Annotated in this window: 13 protein-coding genes; 8 read left to right on the forward strand and 5 right to left on the reverse strand. The window is 64.2% G+C overall.

Annotation, left to right across the window (positions count from 1 at the left end):
• Positions 1–11: 11 nt before the first annotated feature.
• Both XI06_RS41160 and cysG read right to left on the reverse strand, forming a co-directional pair.
• Positions 12–329, reverse strand: coding sequence for a DUF2849 domain-containing protein (locus tag XI06_RS41160; protein ID WP_140481233.1), 318 nt, complete (start codon positions 327–329; stop codon positions 12–14).
• On the reverse strand, positions 326–1,762 hold the full coding sequence (gene cysG / locus XI06_RS41165; RefSeq protein ID WP_271607898.1) for a siroheme synthase CysG: 1,437 nt from the start codon (positions 1,760–1,762) through the stop codon (positions 326–328). Before cysG ends, XI06_RS41160 begins: the two co-directional genes overlap by 4 nt.
• 245 nt (positions 1,763–2,007) lie before the next feature.
• On the opposite strand from cysG, the gene cysD reads away from it, so the two are divergent.
• The 3 genes from cysD to XI06_RS41180 all read left to right on the forward strand — a co-directional run bounded on the left by cysD (position 2,008) and on the right by XI06_RS41180 (position 7,198).
• The gene (gene cysD / locus XI06_RS41170; RefSeq protein WP_237863351.1) at positions 2,008–2,802 is read left to right on the forward strand and encodes a sulfate adenylyltransferase subunit CysD; all 795 of its coding nucleotides are present in this window, start codon (positions 2,008–2,010) and stop codon (positions 2,800–2,802) included.
• A gap of 20 nt (positions 2,803–2,822) precedes the next feature.
• A complete protein-coding gene (cysC, locus tag XI06_RS41175) occupies positions 2,823–4,739 on the forward strand; it encodes an adenylyl-sulfate kinase (RefSeq protein WP_271607899.1) in 1,917 nt (638 codons plus the stop codon).
• Between the two features lie 293 nt (positions 4,740–5,032).
• Positions 5,033–7,198 carry a malate synthase G gene (locus XI06_RS41180; protein ID WP_271607900.1) on the forward strand — a complete coding sequence of 722 codons (2,166 nt, stop codon included), beginning with the start codon at positions 5,033–5,035 and terminating at the stop codon, positions 7,196–7,198.
• 71 nt (positions 7,199–7,269) lie between these two features.
• On the opposite strand, the gene XI06_RS41185 is transcribed toward XI06_RS41180, so the two are convergent.
• Positions 7,270–7,425, reverse strand: coding sequence for a Thivi_2564 family membrane protein (locus tag XI06_RS41185; RefSeq protein ID WP_008546817.1), 156 nt, complete (start codon positions 7,423–7,425; stop codon positions 7,270–7,272).
• Positions 7,426–7,696: 271 nt separating this feature from the next.
• Between XI06_RS41185 and XI06_RS41190 the strand changes: the two genes are divergently transcribed.
• Entirely contained in the window at positions 7,697–9,790 is a 2,094-nt protein-coding gene (locus tag XI06_RS41190; RefSeq protein WP_237863079.1) for a methyl-accepting chemotaxis protein, read from the forward strand.
• Between the two features lie 7 nt (positions 9,791–9,797).
• Here XI06_RS41190 and XI06_RS41195 read toward each other — a convergent pair whose 3' ends face one another.
• Complete coding sequence (locus tag XI06_RS41195; protein WP_237863080.1) at positions 9,798–10,451, reverse strand: DUF2865 domain-containing protein; 654 nt, start codon at positions 10,449–10,451, stop codon at positions 9,798–9,800.
• A gap of 18 nt (positions 10,452–10,469) precedes the next feature.
• On the reverse strand, positions 10,470–11,240 hold the full coding sequence (locus tag XI06_RS41200; protein WP_237863081.1) for a L,D-transpeptidase: 771 nt from the start codon (positions 11,238–11,240) through the stop codon (positions 10,470–10,472).
• A 207-nt stretch (positions 11,241–11,447) separates the two neighbouring features.
• On the opposite strand from XI06_RS41200, the gene XI06_RS41205 reads away from it, so the two are divergent.
• The 4 genes from XI06_RS41205 to XI06_RS41220 all read left to right on the forward strand — a co-directional run bounded on the left by XI06_RS41205 (position 11,448) and on the right by XI06_RS41220 (position 14,881).
• Positions 11,448–12,560 carry an AI-2E family transporter gene (locus XI06_RS41205; RefSeq protein WP_237863082.1) on the forward strand — a complete coding sequence of 371 codons (1,113 nt, stop codon included), beginning with the start codon at positions 11,448–11,450 and terminating at the stop codon, positions 12,558–12,560.
• Between the two features lie 76 nt (positions 12,561–12,636).
• Positions 12,637–13,008 (forward strand): DUF883 family protein, encoded by a 372-nt coding sequence (locus tag XI06_RS41210; protein ID WP_271607901.1) that lies wholly within the window; start codon positions 12,637–12,639, stop codon positions 13,006–13,008.
• A gap of 89 nt (positions 13,009–13,097) precedes the next feature.
• On the forward strand, positions 13,098–13,550 hold the full coding sequence (locus XI06_RS41215) for a hypothetical protein (protein WP_237871641.1): 453 nt from the start codon (positions 13,098–13,100) through the stop codon (positions 13,548–13,550).
• Positions 13,551–13,738: 188 nt separating this feature from the next.
• A complete protein-coding gene (locus XI06_RS41220; protein ID WP_271607902.1) occupies positions 13,739–14,881 on the forward strand; it encodes an OpgC domain-containing protein in 1,143 nt (380 codons plus the stop codon).
• Positions 14,882–14,931 lie beyond the last annotated feature (50 nt).

Raw genomic sequence — 14,931 nt, forward strand, 5'->3', positions numbered from 1 at the left:
CAGCGAATGCCTTAAGCCTGGGCCGACTGACCGATGGTCACGCCGGTGCGGCGGATCTGTTCGCGCAGATTGCCGGGTTCGATCTTGCCGTCCGCGCCGACCTGCACCGGAGCGATATAGGGACCGATCGCGCCGACGTCATCGGCGACCGATTCTGCAAGCAACGCCTTGGCTTCGTCGGAGTTGCGCACGATCGCAGCCTCCGAGAGGTCCGCGGACCAGCTCTTGGCGGCGGTGCGGTACACAACGATTCCGTCCCAGGTGCGGTTGGCGGTGACGACCGAGGGGCCGGCGATTTTGATCTTCTTCTGTTCAAGCGGGGAGGTCATTCGGCTGCATCCAATAGGTCAGAGATGATTTGAGCTGAGTTTTTCTTGGGAGTTTGACGACGAAGCGAGCCGGCATGCCGGACCACGTCGCCGATGATGAGAATGGCGGGACAACCATTGGTCTGCCGCACGAGCTCGGGCAAGTCGCGCAGCATGCCGATCGCGCCTTGGGCATCGGGCCGCGTGACGCGGGCGAACACGCCGACCGGCGTCTCCGGCGAGCGGCCGGCGGCGAACAGGCCCGCGCGCACGGCGGGGGCCGCGGTCATGCCCATGTAAACAACAACGGTCATTTTGGTGTCGGTCAGCGTCGACCAGTCGACGGTCTCTGCATCGCGGGCCTTGTGCGCGGTGAGGAAGGTGATGCGGGTGGCTTCGTGACGGTAAGTGAGCGGCACTTCGAAATCGGCGGCTCCGCCAAGCCCGGCGGTGATGCCGGGAATGATCGAATAGGCAACGCCGGCGGCGCGCAGGGCTTCCACCTCTTCGCCGCCGCGGCCGAACACGAAGGGATCGCCACCCTTCAGCCGCACCACGCGTTGACCAGCTTGCGCAGCTTCGATCATTCGCGTGTTGATGGCGTCCTGTCCGATGCCGGGCTTGCCGACACGGCGGCCGACCGGAACGCGCGTTGTATCGCGACGGATGCGATCGAGAATTTCGCTCGAGACGAGTTCGTCATGGAAGACGATGTCGGCGTCCTGCAGCGCGCGCAGCGCCTTGATGGTGAGCAAGTCCGGGTCGCCGGGGCCGGCGCCGACCAGCGCAACCGAGCCTTGCGGCTTGTCAGCACGCGCGAAATCGGACGGATCGGAAATAGCATTCAACGCCGCGCGCGCATCGGCTTTGCGGCCAGCCAGCACGGCAGCGCCGATCGGGCCATCGATCACCCGCTCCCAGAAGCGCCTACGCAATGAAAACTCGGCAATGCGCTCGTTGATGGACTTGCGGAAGCCGCCGATGAACTCGGCAAGCTCGCCGATGCGGGCCGGCAGCAGTGCCTCGATCTTCTCGCGCACCCGCCGCGCCACCACCGGCGAAGTGCCGCCGGTGCCGACGGCGACCACGACATCGCCGCGATCGACGATCGCCGGGAAGATGAAGCTGGAATGATCGAGATCGTCCATGACATTGACGGGCAGGCCGAGCGATTTTGCCCGCGCCGACATCGCCACGCCGACATCACCCGCGCCGGCGCAGACGATCGCGATGACGCCAGCAAGATCCGATGTGAGCGGATCATCCGTCGCGATCTCGATACGCGCGGTGTCGTCGGAGTTCAGACCCAGGTCCTGATTGCCATCGATCGCATGCACGCGAACGCGCGCACCGGCAGCGGCGAGCACGCGCAATTTTGCGCGCAAAAGCTCACCCGCGCCGATGAGGACCACCGGACCGGCCTTGAGATCGAGAAACACCGGCAAGAACCGCATGCGATACTCGCTTCCCCCACATCCGGGGTTGACTGGAATTATTTTCTATATATGTGTCGTTTCGAGCGCGCAAAGAGAAAATTTTTTCTTCTCTCCTGCAGTGCAACTATAGAATTTTAGCCTCCAAACGCAAAGTGGCAGAGATGCATCTTCTCAAGGACGATTCCGCAGTTGCCGGCGTGAGCAGCCAGGCCCCCGTTGGACGCTCGGGCTCGCAAGAATTTTCCGCTGATGTTGCGCCAAGCATGGACCATCTCGACCAGCTCGAGGCCCAGAGCATCTACATTTTCCGCGAGGCGTTTGCGCGTCTGAAGAAGATCGCCCTGCTGTGGTCGCTCGGCAAGGATTCCAACGTGATGATCTGGCTGGCGCGCAAGGCCTTCTTCGGCCGCGTGCCGTTCCCGGCCCTCCATGTCGACACCGGCAAGAAGTTTCCTGAGATGTATCGCTTCCGCGATCACTATGGCAAAGAGTGGGAGCTCGATCTGCGCGTCGAGCCCTGCCCGCCCATCGATGCCGTCGACCCAACGCTGCCGCCGGCCGCCCGTTCCGCCGCGCGCAAGACCGAAGGTCTCAAGATGGCGCTGGCCAAATACGGCTTTGACGGCCTGATTGCCGGCATTCGTCGCGACGAGGAAGCCACCCGCGCCAAGGAGCGCGTGTTCTCGCCGCGCGGTCTCGAAGGCAATTGGGACGTGCGTGACCAGCCGCCGGAGTTCTGGGATCATTTCAACGCATCGCCGCCGCAAGGCGCGCATTTGCGCATCCATCCGATCCTGCATTGGACCGAGGCCGACATCTGGGCCTACACCAAGCGCGAGAACATCCCGATCATCCCGCTCTATCTCGCCAAGGACGGCAAGCGCTATCGCTCGCTGGGCGATCAGGACATCACCAATCCGGTCGCTTCAAACGCGTCGAACATCGACGAGATCCTGGCCGAGCTCGAGCAGACCAAGGTGCCGGAGCGTGCCGGCCGCGCGCTCGACCACGAGACCGAGGACGCTTTCGAGCGCCTGCGCGTCGCCGGCTACCTCTGATTCAAGGACGCATCGCGGTCATGAACATGCTCGTCACCCCCACTTCGCCCGCCACGCCGAACGGCACCACGCGTCCGCAAGTTCGCATCGTCATCGTCGGCCATGTCGACCACGGCAAGTCGACGCTGGTCGGCCGTCTTCTGCATGAGACCGGCAGCCTGCCCGACGGCAAGCTCGAGATGCTGAAGGCCGTCAGCGCGCGGCGCGGCATGCCGTTCGAATGGTCGTTCCTGCTCGACGCGCTCCAGACCGAACGCGACCAGGGCATCACCATCGACACCACGCAGATCCGCTTCCGCACCAATTCGCGCGACATCGTGCTGATCGACGCGCCCGGCCACGCCGAGTTCCTGCGCAACATGATCACCGGCGCCTCGCAGGCCGACGGCGCGGTGCTGATCATCGACGCGCTGGAAGGCGTGCGCGACCAGACCCGCCGTCACGGCTATCTCCTGCATCTGCTCGGCGTGAAGCAGGTCGCTGTCGTCGTCAACAAGATGGATCGGGTGGATTTCAGCGCCGATCGCTTCAAGGAAATCAGCGACGAGATCTCGGCGCATCTCAACGGCCTCGGCGTGACGCCGACCGCCGTGATCCCGATCTCCGCGCGCGATGGCGACGGCGTTGCCGAGCGCACCGCCCGCATTGGCTGGTACAAGGGTCCGACCGTGGTCGAGGCGCTGGACCGGCTCGAGCCGGCGCGGCCGTTGGAAGCGCTGGCACTGCGCCTGCCGGTGCAGGCGATCTACAAGTTCGACGATCGCCGCATCGTCGCCGGCCGTATCGAATCCGGCAGCCTGATTGCCGGCGACGAGATCGTCATCATGCCCGCGGGCAAGATCGCCAAGATCAAGTCGGTCGAGAGCTGGCCGCTGACGCCGGTCGCAACGCGCCAGGGCGCGGGCCGCTCGGTCGGCATCACGCTCGACCGCGAATTGTTCATCGAGCGCGGCGACATCATCGCGCATGCGAGCACCGCCCCGCGCGAGACGCGGCGGCTGCGCGCGCGCATCTTCTGGCTGCACGATAAGCCGCTCGCCAAGGGCGATCAGTTGCTGGTCCGCTGCGGACCGAAGGAAAGCCGCGCCACCGTCGTTGCCATCGAAAAGGCAGTCGATCCCGGCGAGCTCTCGAGCAGCGAGAACAAGGCGATCGGCCGCAACCATGTCGGCGAGATCGACATCTCCCTGTCCAATCCGATCGCAACCGATCCCTACACCGAGAACCCGCGCACCGGCCGCCTTGTGATCGAGGTCGCCGGGCGTATTGCCGGCGGCGGTCTCGTGCTGTCGGTCGATGCCGGCCAGCGTGCCGTGCCTGTCGACATCGTTCCGGTGGAATCGGCGCTGCGCCTGGATGAGCGCTCCGCGCGCTATCGCCACAACGGCGCCGTGGTCTGGCTCACCGGCCTGCCGGCCTCCGGCAAGTCGACGCTGGCGAAGGCACTGGAGCGGCGTCTCTTCGCCAATGGCGGCTCGCCGATCCTGCTCGACGGTGACACGCTGCGCGCCGGGCTCAACAGCGATCTCGGCTTCTCCGCCGCCGACCGCAGCGAGAACATCCGTCGCCTCGCCGAAGTTGCGACGCATCTTGCGCGTAATGGCCATATCGCGATCGTCGCGGCGGTCTCCCCGTCGCGCGAGGACCGCGCCACCGCACGCCGCATCGCCGACACCACGTTCCGCGAGATCCATGTCGCGACGCCGGCCGGGGTGTGCGAGGAGCGCGATCCCAAGGGCCACTACAAGAAGGCCCGCGCGGGCTCACTGGCCTCGTTCACCGGCATCGGCAACGACTATGAGGCTCCGCAGGCGGCTGAACTCGTGATCGACACGTCGACACGGACGGTTGCCGATGCGGCGGATGAGATCGAGCAGATGCTGAAGGCGACCGGCGTGCTGTTCGACGAGCTCGTGGACCTCGCCGCGAATATTTGAGGCCGCCCTGGCCCCGCTGTCGTCGCCCGGCTTGACCGGGCGACCCAGTATCCCAGAGACAGCGTTGGGATACGGAGAAGCCGCGGCGTACTGGATTCCCCGCTTTCGCGGGGAATGACGGGGGCGCGCGTCGCCCCTACATCTCCTTGACATTTTGACAGATCCCTGGGGGTCTTCTCACCGCCCCGATTTTGAGGCTAATAGGTCCCGAAAGCCGCCCCCGCGTGGGCGCATTTTGCTGCTGCCGGGTCAAAAGCAGCCAAAAACAGCCATTTCCAACAAGAAAGACCATCATGAAACGCGTCGACGCCCACGGATTGAAGATCGCCCCCGTCCTTTTCGATTTCATCGCCAAGGAAGCCGCCCCCAAAACGGGGATCGCGCCGGATGCGTTCTGGGCAGGGGTTGCCGCCATCATCAAGGAGTTGGGGCCGAAGAACCGCTCGCTGCTCACCTTCCGTGATCAGCTCCAGGCCAAGATCGACGACTGGCACCGGGCCCACAAGGGCAAGGCGTTCGACCTCGACGCCTACACCGCCTTCCTGAAGGAGATCGGCTATCTCGTCCCGGAGCCGGCGACGCAGAAGGTCGAGACCGCCAATGTCGACGAGGAAATCGGCAAGATCTGCGGCCCGCAGCTGGTCGTACCGCTCACCAACGCGCGCTACGCACTGAACGCGGCGAATGCGCGCTGGGGCTCGCTCTATGACGCCTTCTACGGCACCGACGCGATTCCGCATGACCCCTCCGAAAGCGGCAAGGGTTACAACAAGGCGCGCGGCGACAAGGTGATCGCCAAGGCCAAGGCGTTCCTCGATACCGCCGTGCCGCTGGCAACCGGCAGCCACACCGACGTCACCGCCTACAGCGTGGTCGCCGGCCAGCTCGCGGTGAAGCTGAAGAGCGGTAACGCCACCGCGCTGAAGAACGCCGCGCAATTTGCCGGCTTCCAGGGCGATGCGGCGGCACCATCAGCCGTGCTGCTCGTCAATAACGGCCTGCATGTCGAGGTGGCGATCAATCGTGGCAGCGCGATCGGCAAGGACGATCCGGCCGGCGTCGCCGACATGATGATGGAGGCCGCAGTCTCCACCATTCTCGACATGGAAGATTCGGTCGCCGCGGTCGACGCCGAAGATAAGGTGCTGGTCTACCGCAACACGCTCGGCCTGATGAACGGCACGCTGTCCGCCGACCTCGAGAAGGGCGGCAAGACGCTGACGCGTTCGCTCAATGCCGACCGCAGCTACAAGACACCGGACGGCAAGGGCGAAGTGAAGCTGCACGGCCGCAGCCTTCTGTTGATGCGCAATTGCGGTCACCACATGTTCACCGACGCGGTGCTGGACGAGAAGGGCGAGGAAGTGCCCGAAGGCCTGCTCGATGCCGCCGTCTCCGGGCTTCTTGCCATTCATGACTTGAAAGGCAACTCCAAGGTCAAGAACAGCCGCACCGGCTCTGCCTATATCGTCAAGCCGAAGATGCACGGCCCGGACGAGGTCTCGTTCACTTGCGAGATCTTCGACCGCGTCGAGAAGATGCTGGGCTTGCCTGAAAACACGCTCAAGGTCGGCATCATGGACGAGGAGCGGCGCACCACCGTCAACCTCAAGGCCTGCATCCAGCGCGCCTCCAAGCGCATCATGTTCATCAACACCGGCTTCCTCGACCGCACCGGCGACGAGATCCACACCTCGATGGAAGCGGGCCCGATGATCCGCAAGAACGAGATGAAGGCGCAGGCCTGGATCAAGGCCTATGAGGACTGGAACGTCGACATGGGCCTGATCGATGGCCTGCCCGGCCACGCCCAGATCGGCAAGGGCATGTGGGCGGCGCCCGACAAGATGGCCGACATGCTGCAGCAGAAGCTCGCGCACCCGCAGGCCGGCGCCACCACGGCGTGGGTGCCATCGCCAACCGCAGCCACGCTGCACGCCCTGCACTACCACCAGGTCAACGTCATCGCGCGTCAGCAGGAGCTGACCAAGGGCGGCCCGCGCGCCAAGCTCTCCGACATTCTCACCATTCCGGTGTCGAAGTCGAACTGGGCGCCTGACGACGTCAAGCAGGAGATCGACAACAACTGTCAGGGTATTCTCGGCTATGTCGTGCGCTGGATCGACCAGGGCGTCGGCTGCTCCAAGGTGCCTGACATCCACGATGTCGGCCTGATGGAAGACCGCGCGACCTTGCGCATCTCGAGCCAACATCTCGCCAACTGGCTGCACCAGGGCGTCATAACCGAAGCGCAGGTGATGGAATCGCTCAAGCGCATGGCCGTCGTCGTCGACAAGCAGAACGCGGGCGATGCGATCTACAAGCCGATGGCGCCCGCGTTCGACGGCACAGCCTTCAAGGCCGCCTGCGACCTGATCTTCAAGGGCCGCGAGCAGCCGAACGGCTACACCGAATACATCCTCACCGCGCGCCGTCGCGAGGCGAAGGCGCTGGGCTGATACGTCGGCTTACGCGAACATCAAAGCCCCGGTGTGAACCGGGGCTTTTTTGTTGGGCATCCGTAGCCCCGCTAAAACACTGCGAGGTATTTCAGCAGCGAGACGATGCCGATGATGATGACGATGACGCGCGCGATCTGTTTGGCGCGCCCGTCCATCGGCAGCATGTTGATGAGATAGAGCACGAGAATGACGACGAGAAAGGTGACGAGTACGCCGACCAGCATCGCAGGGCCCCCTTCAGGCAAATTGCTAACGAGGTCCTAACGCCTGTCTCGCGCGCTGGTTCCATGCAGGCAACCCATTGCAACTTCTGGTAAATGCGTAATTCTACCGGCAGACGACCTGCCTAAAACTTTACCCTTTTCGTTTCAGATGCCGAAACCGTCCGCTCCGCGCCGCGAACGGTATGTGATTGCCGATCCTGTCATGCCCCATCGTTCTTGATTTTGCCGGGGCATCGCTACCGAACCTTGAAATGGGAATTGGGGGACCTCGATGCTCAATCGTCTGACCGTGTCCGCGCTGCTGAAGGCCGTGATCGCGATCACGTCGATCTCTGTGGTGATTGCGCTGTCGCTCACCGCCTGGGACTCATGGGACCGCCTCAGGACCGCCAACCGCATTTCGCAGATCGCCGACGCCTCCGCCGATTTGTTCAAGGCGATGCATAATCTGCGCACCGACCGCTCGACCACCAACCGGCTCCTCAACTCGACCGGGCCTGTGGATGCCGAGATCGAGAAATATCTGCGCGCGATCCGGGACGCCGAGATGCCCGCCATGGCGCATGCACTCGAGCTACTGCCCGCGATGGACTTCCCGCAATCTGGGACGATGGTGCCGGAACTCGCCCGTCTCTACAAGCTGCTGACCGATGAGCAGAAGCAGTTCTGGGAGGACGTCGCCAAGCCGAAGGAGCAGCGCCGCTCAGGCCTGCCGAAGGAATATATGGAGACGACGCAGGGGCTGCTCGACACGCTCGACAAGCTCTCGAACACGCTGGCCGCCGCCGTCAATCATCAGGACGCTGCAATCGATCAGTTGCTCTCGATCAAGCAGAATGCCTGGCTGCTCCGCAACACCGGCGGCGAAGCCTCGCTGATCGTCTCGACCGGGCTCAGCGCCGGCCGTATCGCACCGGAGGCGCGCCTCGCCTATACCCAGTTCGTCGGCGGAACGGCCGCAGCGTGGAAGGCGGTGGAATTGTCGACCTTGGGGATGCAGCTGCCACAGGCGCTGTCATCCGCTCTGACCGCGGTCCAGAGCGCCTATTTCGATCCGCAATATCTGGCCCTTCGCGATCGTCTGGTGGGCGCGCTCGCCAATGGTGAAAAGGCCGAGATGACCGCCAACCAATGGACCCCCGTCACGGTGGGCCGCCTGTCCGCCGCTGTGGCCGTAGCCGAGACCGCTCTCGATGCCGCCAAGAGCCATACACTGGAACAGCGCGCTGCCGCGCAGCGTGCGCTGACCGTGCAGTTGGTGCTGCTGGCGCTCGCCATCGGCCTCGCCGTCGGCGCAAACGTGCTGATCAGCCGCCGCGTGATCAATCCGCTCAACACCATCCGCGATGCCATGCTCAAGGTCGCCGGTGGCGATCTCGCCGTCGACAGCGGCTATCTCGATCGCAACGACGAGATCGGTGCGCTCGCCGGCGCGCTTGAGACTTTCAAGCAGCAGGCCAGCGACAAGCTCAGGATCGAGGAGCACGAGCGCGAGCGCAATGCGGGCGCCGCCGCCCGCCAGCGCGCCGTGGAGGCCTATGTCGGGGAGTTCGAAGGCGCGGTACGCAAGACGCTGGGTGAACTGAACGATGCCTCCGGGCAGATGCGCAAGACCTCGGGCGATCTCTCCGCCGTGTCGCGCCAGACCAACGACCGCGTGCAAATTGCCGGCAAGGCTTCCAGCGACGCCTCGATGAGCGTCGACAGCGTCGCCGCGGCAGCAGAAGAGCTCTCGGCCTCGATCAACGATATCAGTCAGCAGGCCGCGCATGCTGCCGGCATCGCCGGCCGCGCCGTCACGCAGGCGCGCGAGACCGACGGCACGGTGCAGGGCCTGCAAAAGTCGGCCGGGCGCATCGGCGAGGTCGTCGGCCTGATCAACACCATCGCCGCGCAGACCAATCTGCTCGCGCTCAACGCCACCATCGAGGCCGCACGCGCCGGCGAAGCGGGCCGCGGCTTTGCCGTGGTCGCCTCGGAGGTGAAGTCGCTGGCGAGCCAGACCGCGAGGGCGACCGAAGAGATTTCCGAACAGATCGCCGACATCCAGAAGGTCGCAGGCGATGCCATCCACGCCATCCAGACGATCGGCGGCATCATCGGCGAGGTCAACGAGGTCGCGACCGCGATCGCCGCGGCCGTGCAGGAGCAGGGTGCGGCCACGCAGGAAATCACACGCAGCACGCAATATGCGGCGCAGGGCACCCGGAACGTCTCCGACAACATCACCGGCGTGAAGGCCGATGCGGATGCCGCAGCCGCGGCGGCCGACAATGTGAAGAGTGCCTCCGAGATGCTCGAAGCCCAGAGCAATCAGCTCGGCCACGACGTCTCCGATTTCCTTGGCAAGATCCGCGCGGCGTAGGCCTGCCTTACTCCTTCGCGATCACCGGCACCTGGCGGAACTTCGCGCGCATGGACTCCGGCAGTGGCGAGAAGTTCATCGCGACGCCGCGACGATCGTTGGCGTTGCGATTGGCGACGACGAGGCCGTCGCTACCCGCTACGATGTCGCCCTTGCGCAAGGTCGGGTCGTCCTCGATCTTGACCTGCGCAAGCCCGACGGGGTCCTTGCCGTTACAGGTACAGCCCGCGACAATCTCGTTGCGATAGCGGAAAGCGTTGGGCAGATCGGAATAGGATTTGCCCTTGTCCGTGGTGGCGTCGTCGATGTTGCTCCCATAGACCAGCGACGTCTCTGAAGCCGGGCAAAAGCTCTTGCAGGATTGCGCCTTGCTTTCGGCATCCGCACCTTGCGCGGGGAAATAGCGGCCGTCGCAACCACGCACGCAGTAGGCCGTTCCGCCGCCGTAGGATGCGCGCTGGCGCGGCGCATCGTAGCGCGGCATGTCGTCGTTCGGGAACGGCACGCGAACCTCCGGCGGCGGCCGCATGCGGAAGCCGCCGAACAGCGCCGAGAAGAAGTCCTCCGCATGCACTGCAGGCGCGAGCGCAAGGCTGAGGGAGGCAACCGCGACGAACGCGGCCGCTCCGCCAGCGAGCTTGCTGATCGAACGTCTCATCATTTGACCTCACTCAAACGCTTAGTCCACCGACGACGCTGGGACGTTGAGCGCCTGGCGTCCGGACGGCAGCGTCGTTGCCGCCGGCCGCTTGCGGACGGGATCGCCGCCGCGCGCCATCAGCGGCGCATTCTTCGGCAGCACCACGACCTTGGCGCCGACATTGACGCGGCTGAACAGGTCGGTGACGTCCTCGTTGGTGAGGCGGATGCAGCCGGACGAGACGAATTTGCCGATCGTGGTGGGATCGTTGGTGCCATGAATGCGGTATTCGCTGGAGCCGAGATACATCGCGCGCGCACCAAGCGGATTGCCGGGGCCGCCGGCGACGAAGCGCGGCAGATAAGGCTGGCGCGCAATCATCTCTGCCGGCGGATGCCAATCCGGCCATTCCGCCTTGCGGCTGATGCTCTGCACGCCCGACCAGGTGAAGCCCTCACGGCCAACGCCGACGCCGTAACGCATCGCGCGCCCGTTACCCAGCACGTAGTAGAGGTAGGTGTTGGCGGTATCGATCACGATGGTGCCGGCGGGCTCATTGCGGTCAAAGCTCACGATCTGCCGGCGCAACCGATCTGGCAGCACCGCGTCTTCGTCGGTGGCCTCGGGTGCCACGTTGGCATAGCCCTGCGAATACGTCTGGTCCTGCGGATAGGCCTGCAGCTGCATTGGCGCATAGCCGAATGTCTGCGCCTGAGCCGCGAACGGCACTGTCAGCAAAGCTGTCGCAAAGGCACAAGCGGTGACGGCGCGCGGCGAGAAGCTGCGACGGACGACGGAGAACTTTGTCATGTGCTGCCCCGTTGGATGTGCGCATCTGGGTGATGCTGCTGGCTTGTAAACGCGGCAGCGCCGACTCAAGTTCCGCCGCCGTTTGCGGCAGCTGTGTCACAGTCAAGCGAGCACGGCTTCACGAAGCCGCGATGGAACCCCGACACCCCTCACGCGTTCTCCGTTGACCAATGGGCGCCCGGAAACCTCCGTGCGGGGAGAGAAATTGTGCGCGTCCTTCCCAGTGAACGTCTGATCTCCGGCAACGACGAGAGTTCTCCACTCCCAGACAGCCACGTCGAGCTGCCGCCGGTGATTAGGCGCACCGAGTTCGTCGCCTTTGCGCTTGCCGGCCTGCTTTTGATCGCCGTCATCGCCGTGCTCTATTTCGCCAAGGCGTTCTTCCTCCCGGTCGTGATGGCCGTTGTCGCCGGCACCATGCTGTCGCCGGCCGCCACCTTCCTGGAGAAGCGTCGGGTGCCGCGCGCGCTTGGAGCGGTGCTGATCGTGATCGCGGTCACGACGGTGGTCGCCTTCGTCGTTGCACTGATCGCGGTACCCGCAATGGAGTGGAGCTCACGCCTCCCGGAGCTGGGTGCGCAGTTGAGGGAGAAGGCGCATGTGTTCGACCGACCGCTCGCGCTGTGGAAGGAGCTGCAGACCATGGTCGGCGGGTCCGACGGGTTGCCGAGTGTCCCTCTGCCGAAAGTGGACTGGGTGCAGCCCGCGCTGGAATTCGTGTCGCCGACCTTCGCTGAATTTCTGCTGTTCTTCGCCACGCTGATCCTGTTCATCGCGAGCTGGCGCGACCTGCGGCGCGCCATGATCATGAATTTTGGCGACCGCGACGCGCGGCTGCGGACGCTGCGGATTCTCAACGAGATCGAGGTTCATCTCGGCAACTATCTGCTGACCGTCACGGTTATCAATATCGGCGTCGGCATCGCCACAGGCATTGTCTGTGCGGCCACCGGCATGCCCAATCCGGCCGGGCTCGGCGGGCTTGCGGCTGCGCTTAACTTCATTCCAATCATCGGACCGGTCGCCATGTTCGTCGTGCTGGCCGTGGTCGGGCTGGTCGCATTCCCAACCATCGGCGGCGGCCTGATGGCGGCCCTCGCCTTCGGCGGCGTCACCTTTCTGGAGGGGCACTTCGTCACGCCGACCATCATCGGCCGAAGGCTGTCGTTAAACGCGCTCGCCGTCTTTGTCGCGCTGGCGTTCTGGACCTGGCTGTGGGGACCGATGGGCGCGTTCCTGTCGTCTCCGCTGCTGATCGTAGGATTGATTCTGAAGGAGCATCTGTTGCCGGAGAATTCGCCGCAATTGCCGCAGGAATGACGGGCTCCGCAGACGGAACTTCGGCCACAACCGAACGTTTTCCGTCCAGGTCACCGCCAACAGTTCGGAGCTTGTGATGTCAATGACCACTGGCGAAACCGGTACGAGAGACTGGACCGACAAAGCCAACGCAGAACGCCTCCAGAAGGATGTAGCAGCCGTGAAAAGCGATATCGCCGCCCTCACCGATCAGATCACCGACGCCCTTAACACCTTCGCCAACGCCACGGGCAAGCAGGCCCGGCGCGGCTACAAACAGGCGCGCGACAACATGGATTCGACTCTCGACGATTTCTCGGAGCGCGGCAGCGCGATGATGGACGCGGCGCAGGATGCCTATGGCTCGATCGAGGAGACGCTGGAAGACGCGATCACGCAGCGGCCGCTGGCGACCGTCGGTGTCGCGCTCGGCATCGGCTTCCTGATCGGCTTCGCCTGGCGCCGCTGAGGCGCGCGATTGATCGTGAGGTCACGACAGTCTTCCTGCCGTGACCGGCGGGTCACGAATTGGCTTGTGGGCATCTGAGGAGCAAGGCTGTGTTTCAGCGCATCATCGACGGCATCAGCGCATCGACGGGCACGACTGTGCGGCTGACCTCGCTGGCGGCAGGTGCGGCGCTCGCGCTGTTCATCACCACATGCTTCCTCTGCGCCGCGGCCTTCATCTCCGTCCTCGACAAATACGGCCCGGTTCAGGCCTGCCTTGCCGGCGCCGGCATCTTCTTCCTGCTGACGCTCGCTGCCGCGGGAAGCTATTGGGGCTATAAACGGGAAATCCGGACTCGCGCACGTATCGCGGCCGAGCGCGCCGCGAAGGCAGCCCCGAGCATGCTCGCCGATCCCATGCTGATCGCCACAGGCCTGCAGATCGTCCGCGCCATCGGGGTCAAACGGCTGCTGCCGATCCTGGCGATCGGAGGCGTTGCGCTTGGAATCATGGCAAGCCGCGTCGGCGTCCCTGACGAGGCGCCGGCCGAGCCTGCCGAGTAGGATCGCGTTGCGCTAAGAAAGTTGCGCCGTCCACCGAGCAGGAAGGCTCGCGGCGACTCGACGGGCCGCCTCTGCGCAATATTTCATCAGACGTGGAAAAATCCTTGTGGCTTCACGTAATCGCTACTCGGATAGGCAGGTCGTTGCCGTTAAAAGCATCGCCCTGATTCCAAATGAAATAATTAGCAATGAAGCCGTCCGTCAAGGCGAACCTCGCCGCATTCCAACACGACGCCAGGCTCTATTTGACGCTCGGCATTGCCAACTGGTCGGTGTTCGTCGACCACATCCCGAACAATGTCGTCAACCTGCTGACGCTGCGCAATTTCGGCTTCAGCGGCGCCGCCGACCTGTTCGTGTTCGTGGTCGGCTATGGCGTTGCCATCATCCACGGCAGGATGGCGTTGGAGCGCGGCTATGTCGTCGCGGCAACCCGCATCTTTCGTCGCGTCTGGCGGCTCTATGCCGCCTATGTGGTCCTGTTCGTGATCTACATCGACACCATTGCTTACGTCGCCTCGCAATCGATGGCGCCGGAGATCATCAGCGAGTACAACATCTCGGGGATTCTCGAGCACCCGCTGCGCATCCTGGTCCAGGGATTGGTGCTCCAGGAAGAGCCGCTCAATCTCGACCTTCTGCAGCTGATGATTCCGCTGATGGCGTTCTTTCCCTTGGCCTTGTGGGGCCTGCTGCGACGTCCGAACGTGACTCTGGCCGCTTCGATCGCGCTGTATCTCGCCGCGCGATGGTTCGGCTGGACGTTTCACGCCTATCCCGACCTGGAGTGGACATTCAATCCGCTGTGCTGGCAGATGCTGATGGTGCTGGGCGGCTGGTTCGCCGTCACCGGCGCGTCAGGCCATAAGCTTCACAAGATCTCCTGGCTGCGTGTGCTCGCCGGCGCCTACCTCGTGCTCGCGATGGCCGTCACCTTGATGCGCCATTCGCCTGCTCTGTCCACCTATCTGCCTGACATCGTGCTCAACGGCATCTCGCCGACCGACAAGGAAAATCTCGCGCCGTATCGAGTCATCCATTTCCTCGCGCTCGCCTTCCTTGCGACCCATCTCATTCCGTCTAACCATCCGGGGCTGCAATGGAAGTCGCTCCAGATGGTGATCAAATGCGGCGAGGAGTGGCTTGCCGTGTTCTGCATCGGCGTCTTCCTGTCTTTCGCCGGCCATCTCGTCCTGATCACTGGCGCCAATCTGGTCGTGATGCAGATCGGGGTGAGCCTGGCCGGCTTCGCCGTGATGACGGCGGTGGCGTATTATATCTCCTGGTCGAAGCGCCAGGACGAGCCGGCGGCCTTGCGGCAACGGGCCTAATTATCGTGCGATTTTGCTAGGCCAGGGACCTCCGCTGCGCTATGCGGAAT

Origin of the sequence: Bradyrhizobium sp. CCBAU 11434 (genome assembly GCF_028128895.1) — a bacterium.
Taxonomy (GTDB): domain Bacteria; phylum Pseudomonadota; class Alphaproteobacteria; order Rhizobiales; family Xanthobacteraceae; genus Bradyrhizobium; species Bradyrhizobium zhengyangense.

Excerpts from the sequence above, each read along its gene's own strand:
- XI06_RS41195 (WP_237863080.1), bottom strand. The coding sequence starts at position 10,451 with ATGATGAGACGTTCGATCAGCAAGCTCGCTGGCGGAGCGGCCGCGTTC.
- XI06_RS41210 (WP_271607901.1), top strand. The coding sequence starts at position 12,637 with ATGTCAATGACCACTGGCGAAACCGGTACGAGAGACTGGACCGACAAA.
- XI06_RS41160 (WP_140481233.1), bottom strand. The coding sequence starts at position 329 with ATGACCTCCCCGCTTGAACAGAAGAAGATCAAAATCGCCGGCCCCTCG.
- XI06_RS41185 (WP_008546817.1), bottom strand. The coding sequence starts at position 7,425 with ATGCTGGTCGGCGTACTCGTCACCTTTCTCGTCGTCATTCTCGTGCTC.
- cysC (WP_271607899.1), top strand. The coding sequence starts at position 2,823 with ATGAACATGCTCGTCACCCCCACTTCGCCCGCCACGCCGAACGGCACC.
- cysD (WP_237863351.1), top strand. The coding sequence starts at position 2,008 with ATGGACCATCTCGACCAGCTCGAGGCCCAGAGCATCTACATTTTCCGC.
- cysG (WP_271607898.1), bottom strand. The coding sequence starts at position 1,762 with ATGCGGTTCTTGCCGGTGTTTCTCGATCTCAAGGCCGGTCCGGTGGTC.
- XI06_RS41190 (WP_237863079.1), top strand. The coding sequence starts at position 7,697 with ATGCTCAATCGTCTGACCGTGTCCGCGCTGCTGAAGGCCGTGATCGCG.
- XI06_RS41180 (WP_271607900.1), top strand. The coding sequence starts at position 5,033 with ATGAAACGCGTCGACGCCCACGGATTGAAGATCGCCCCCGTCCTTTTC.
- XI06_RS41200 (WP_237863081.1), bottom strand. The coding sequence starts at position 11,240 with ATGACAAAGTTCTCCGTCGTCCGTCGCAGCTTCTCGCCGCGCGCCGTC.
- XI06_RS41220 (WP_271607902.1), top strand. The coding sequence starts at position 13,739 with ATGAAGCCGTCCGTCAAGGCGAACCTCGCCGCATTCCAACACGACGCC.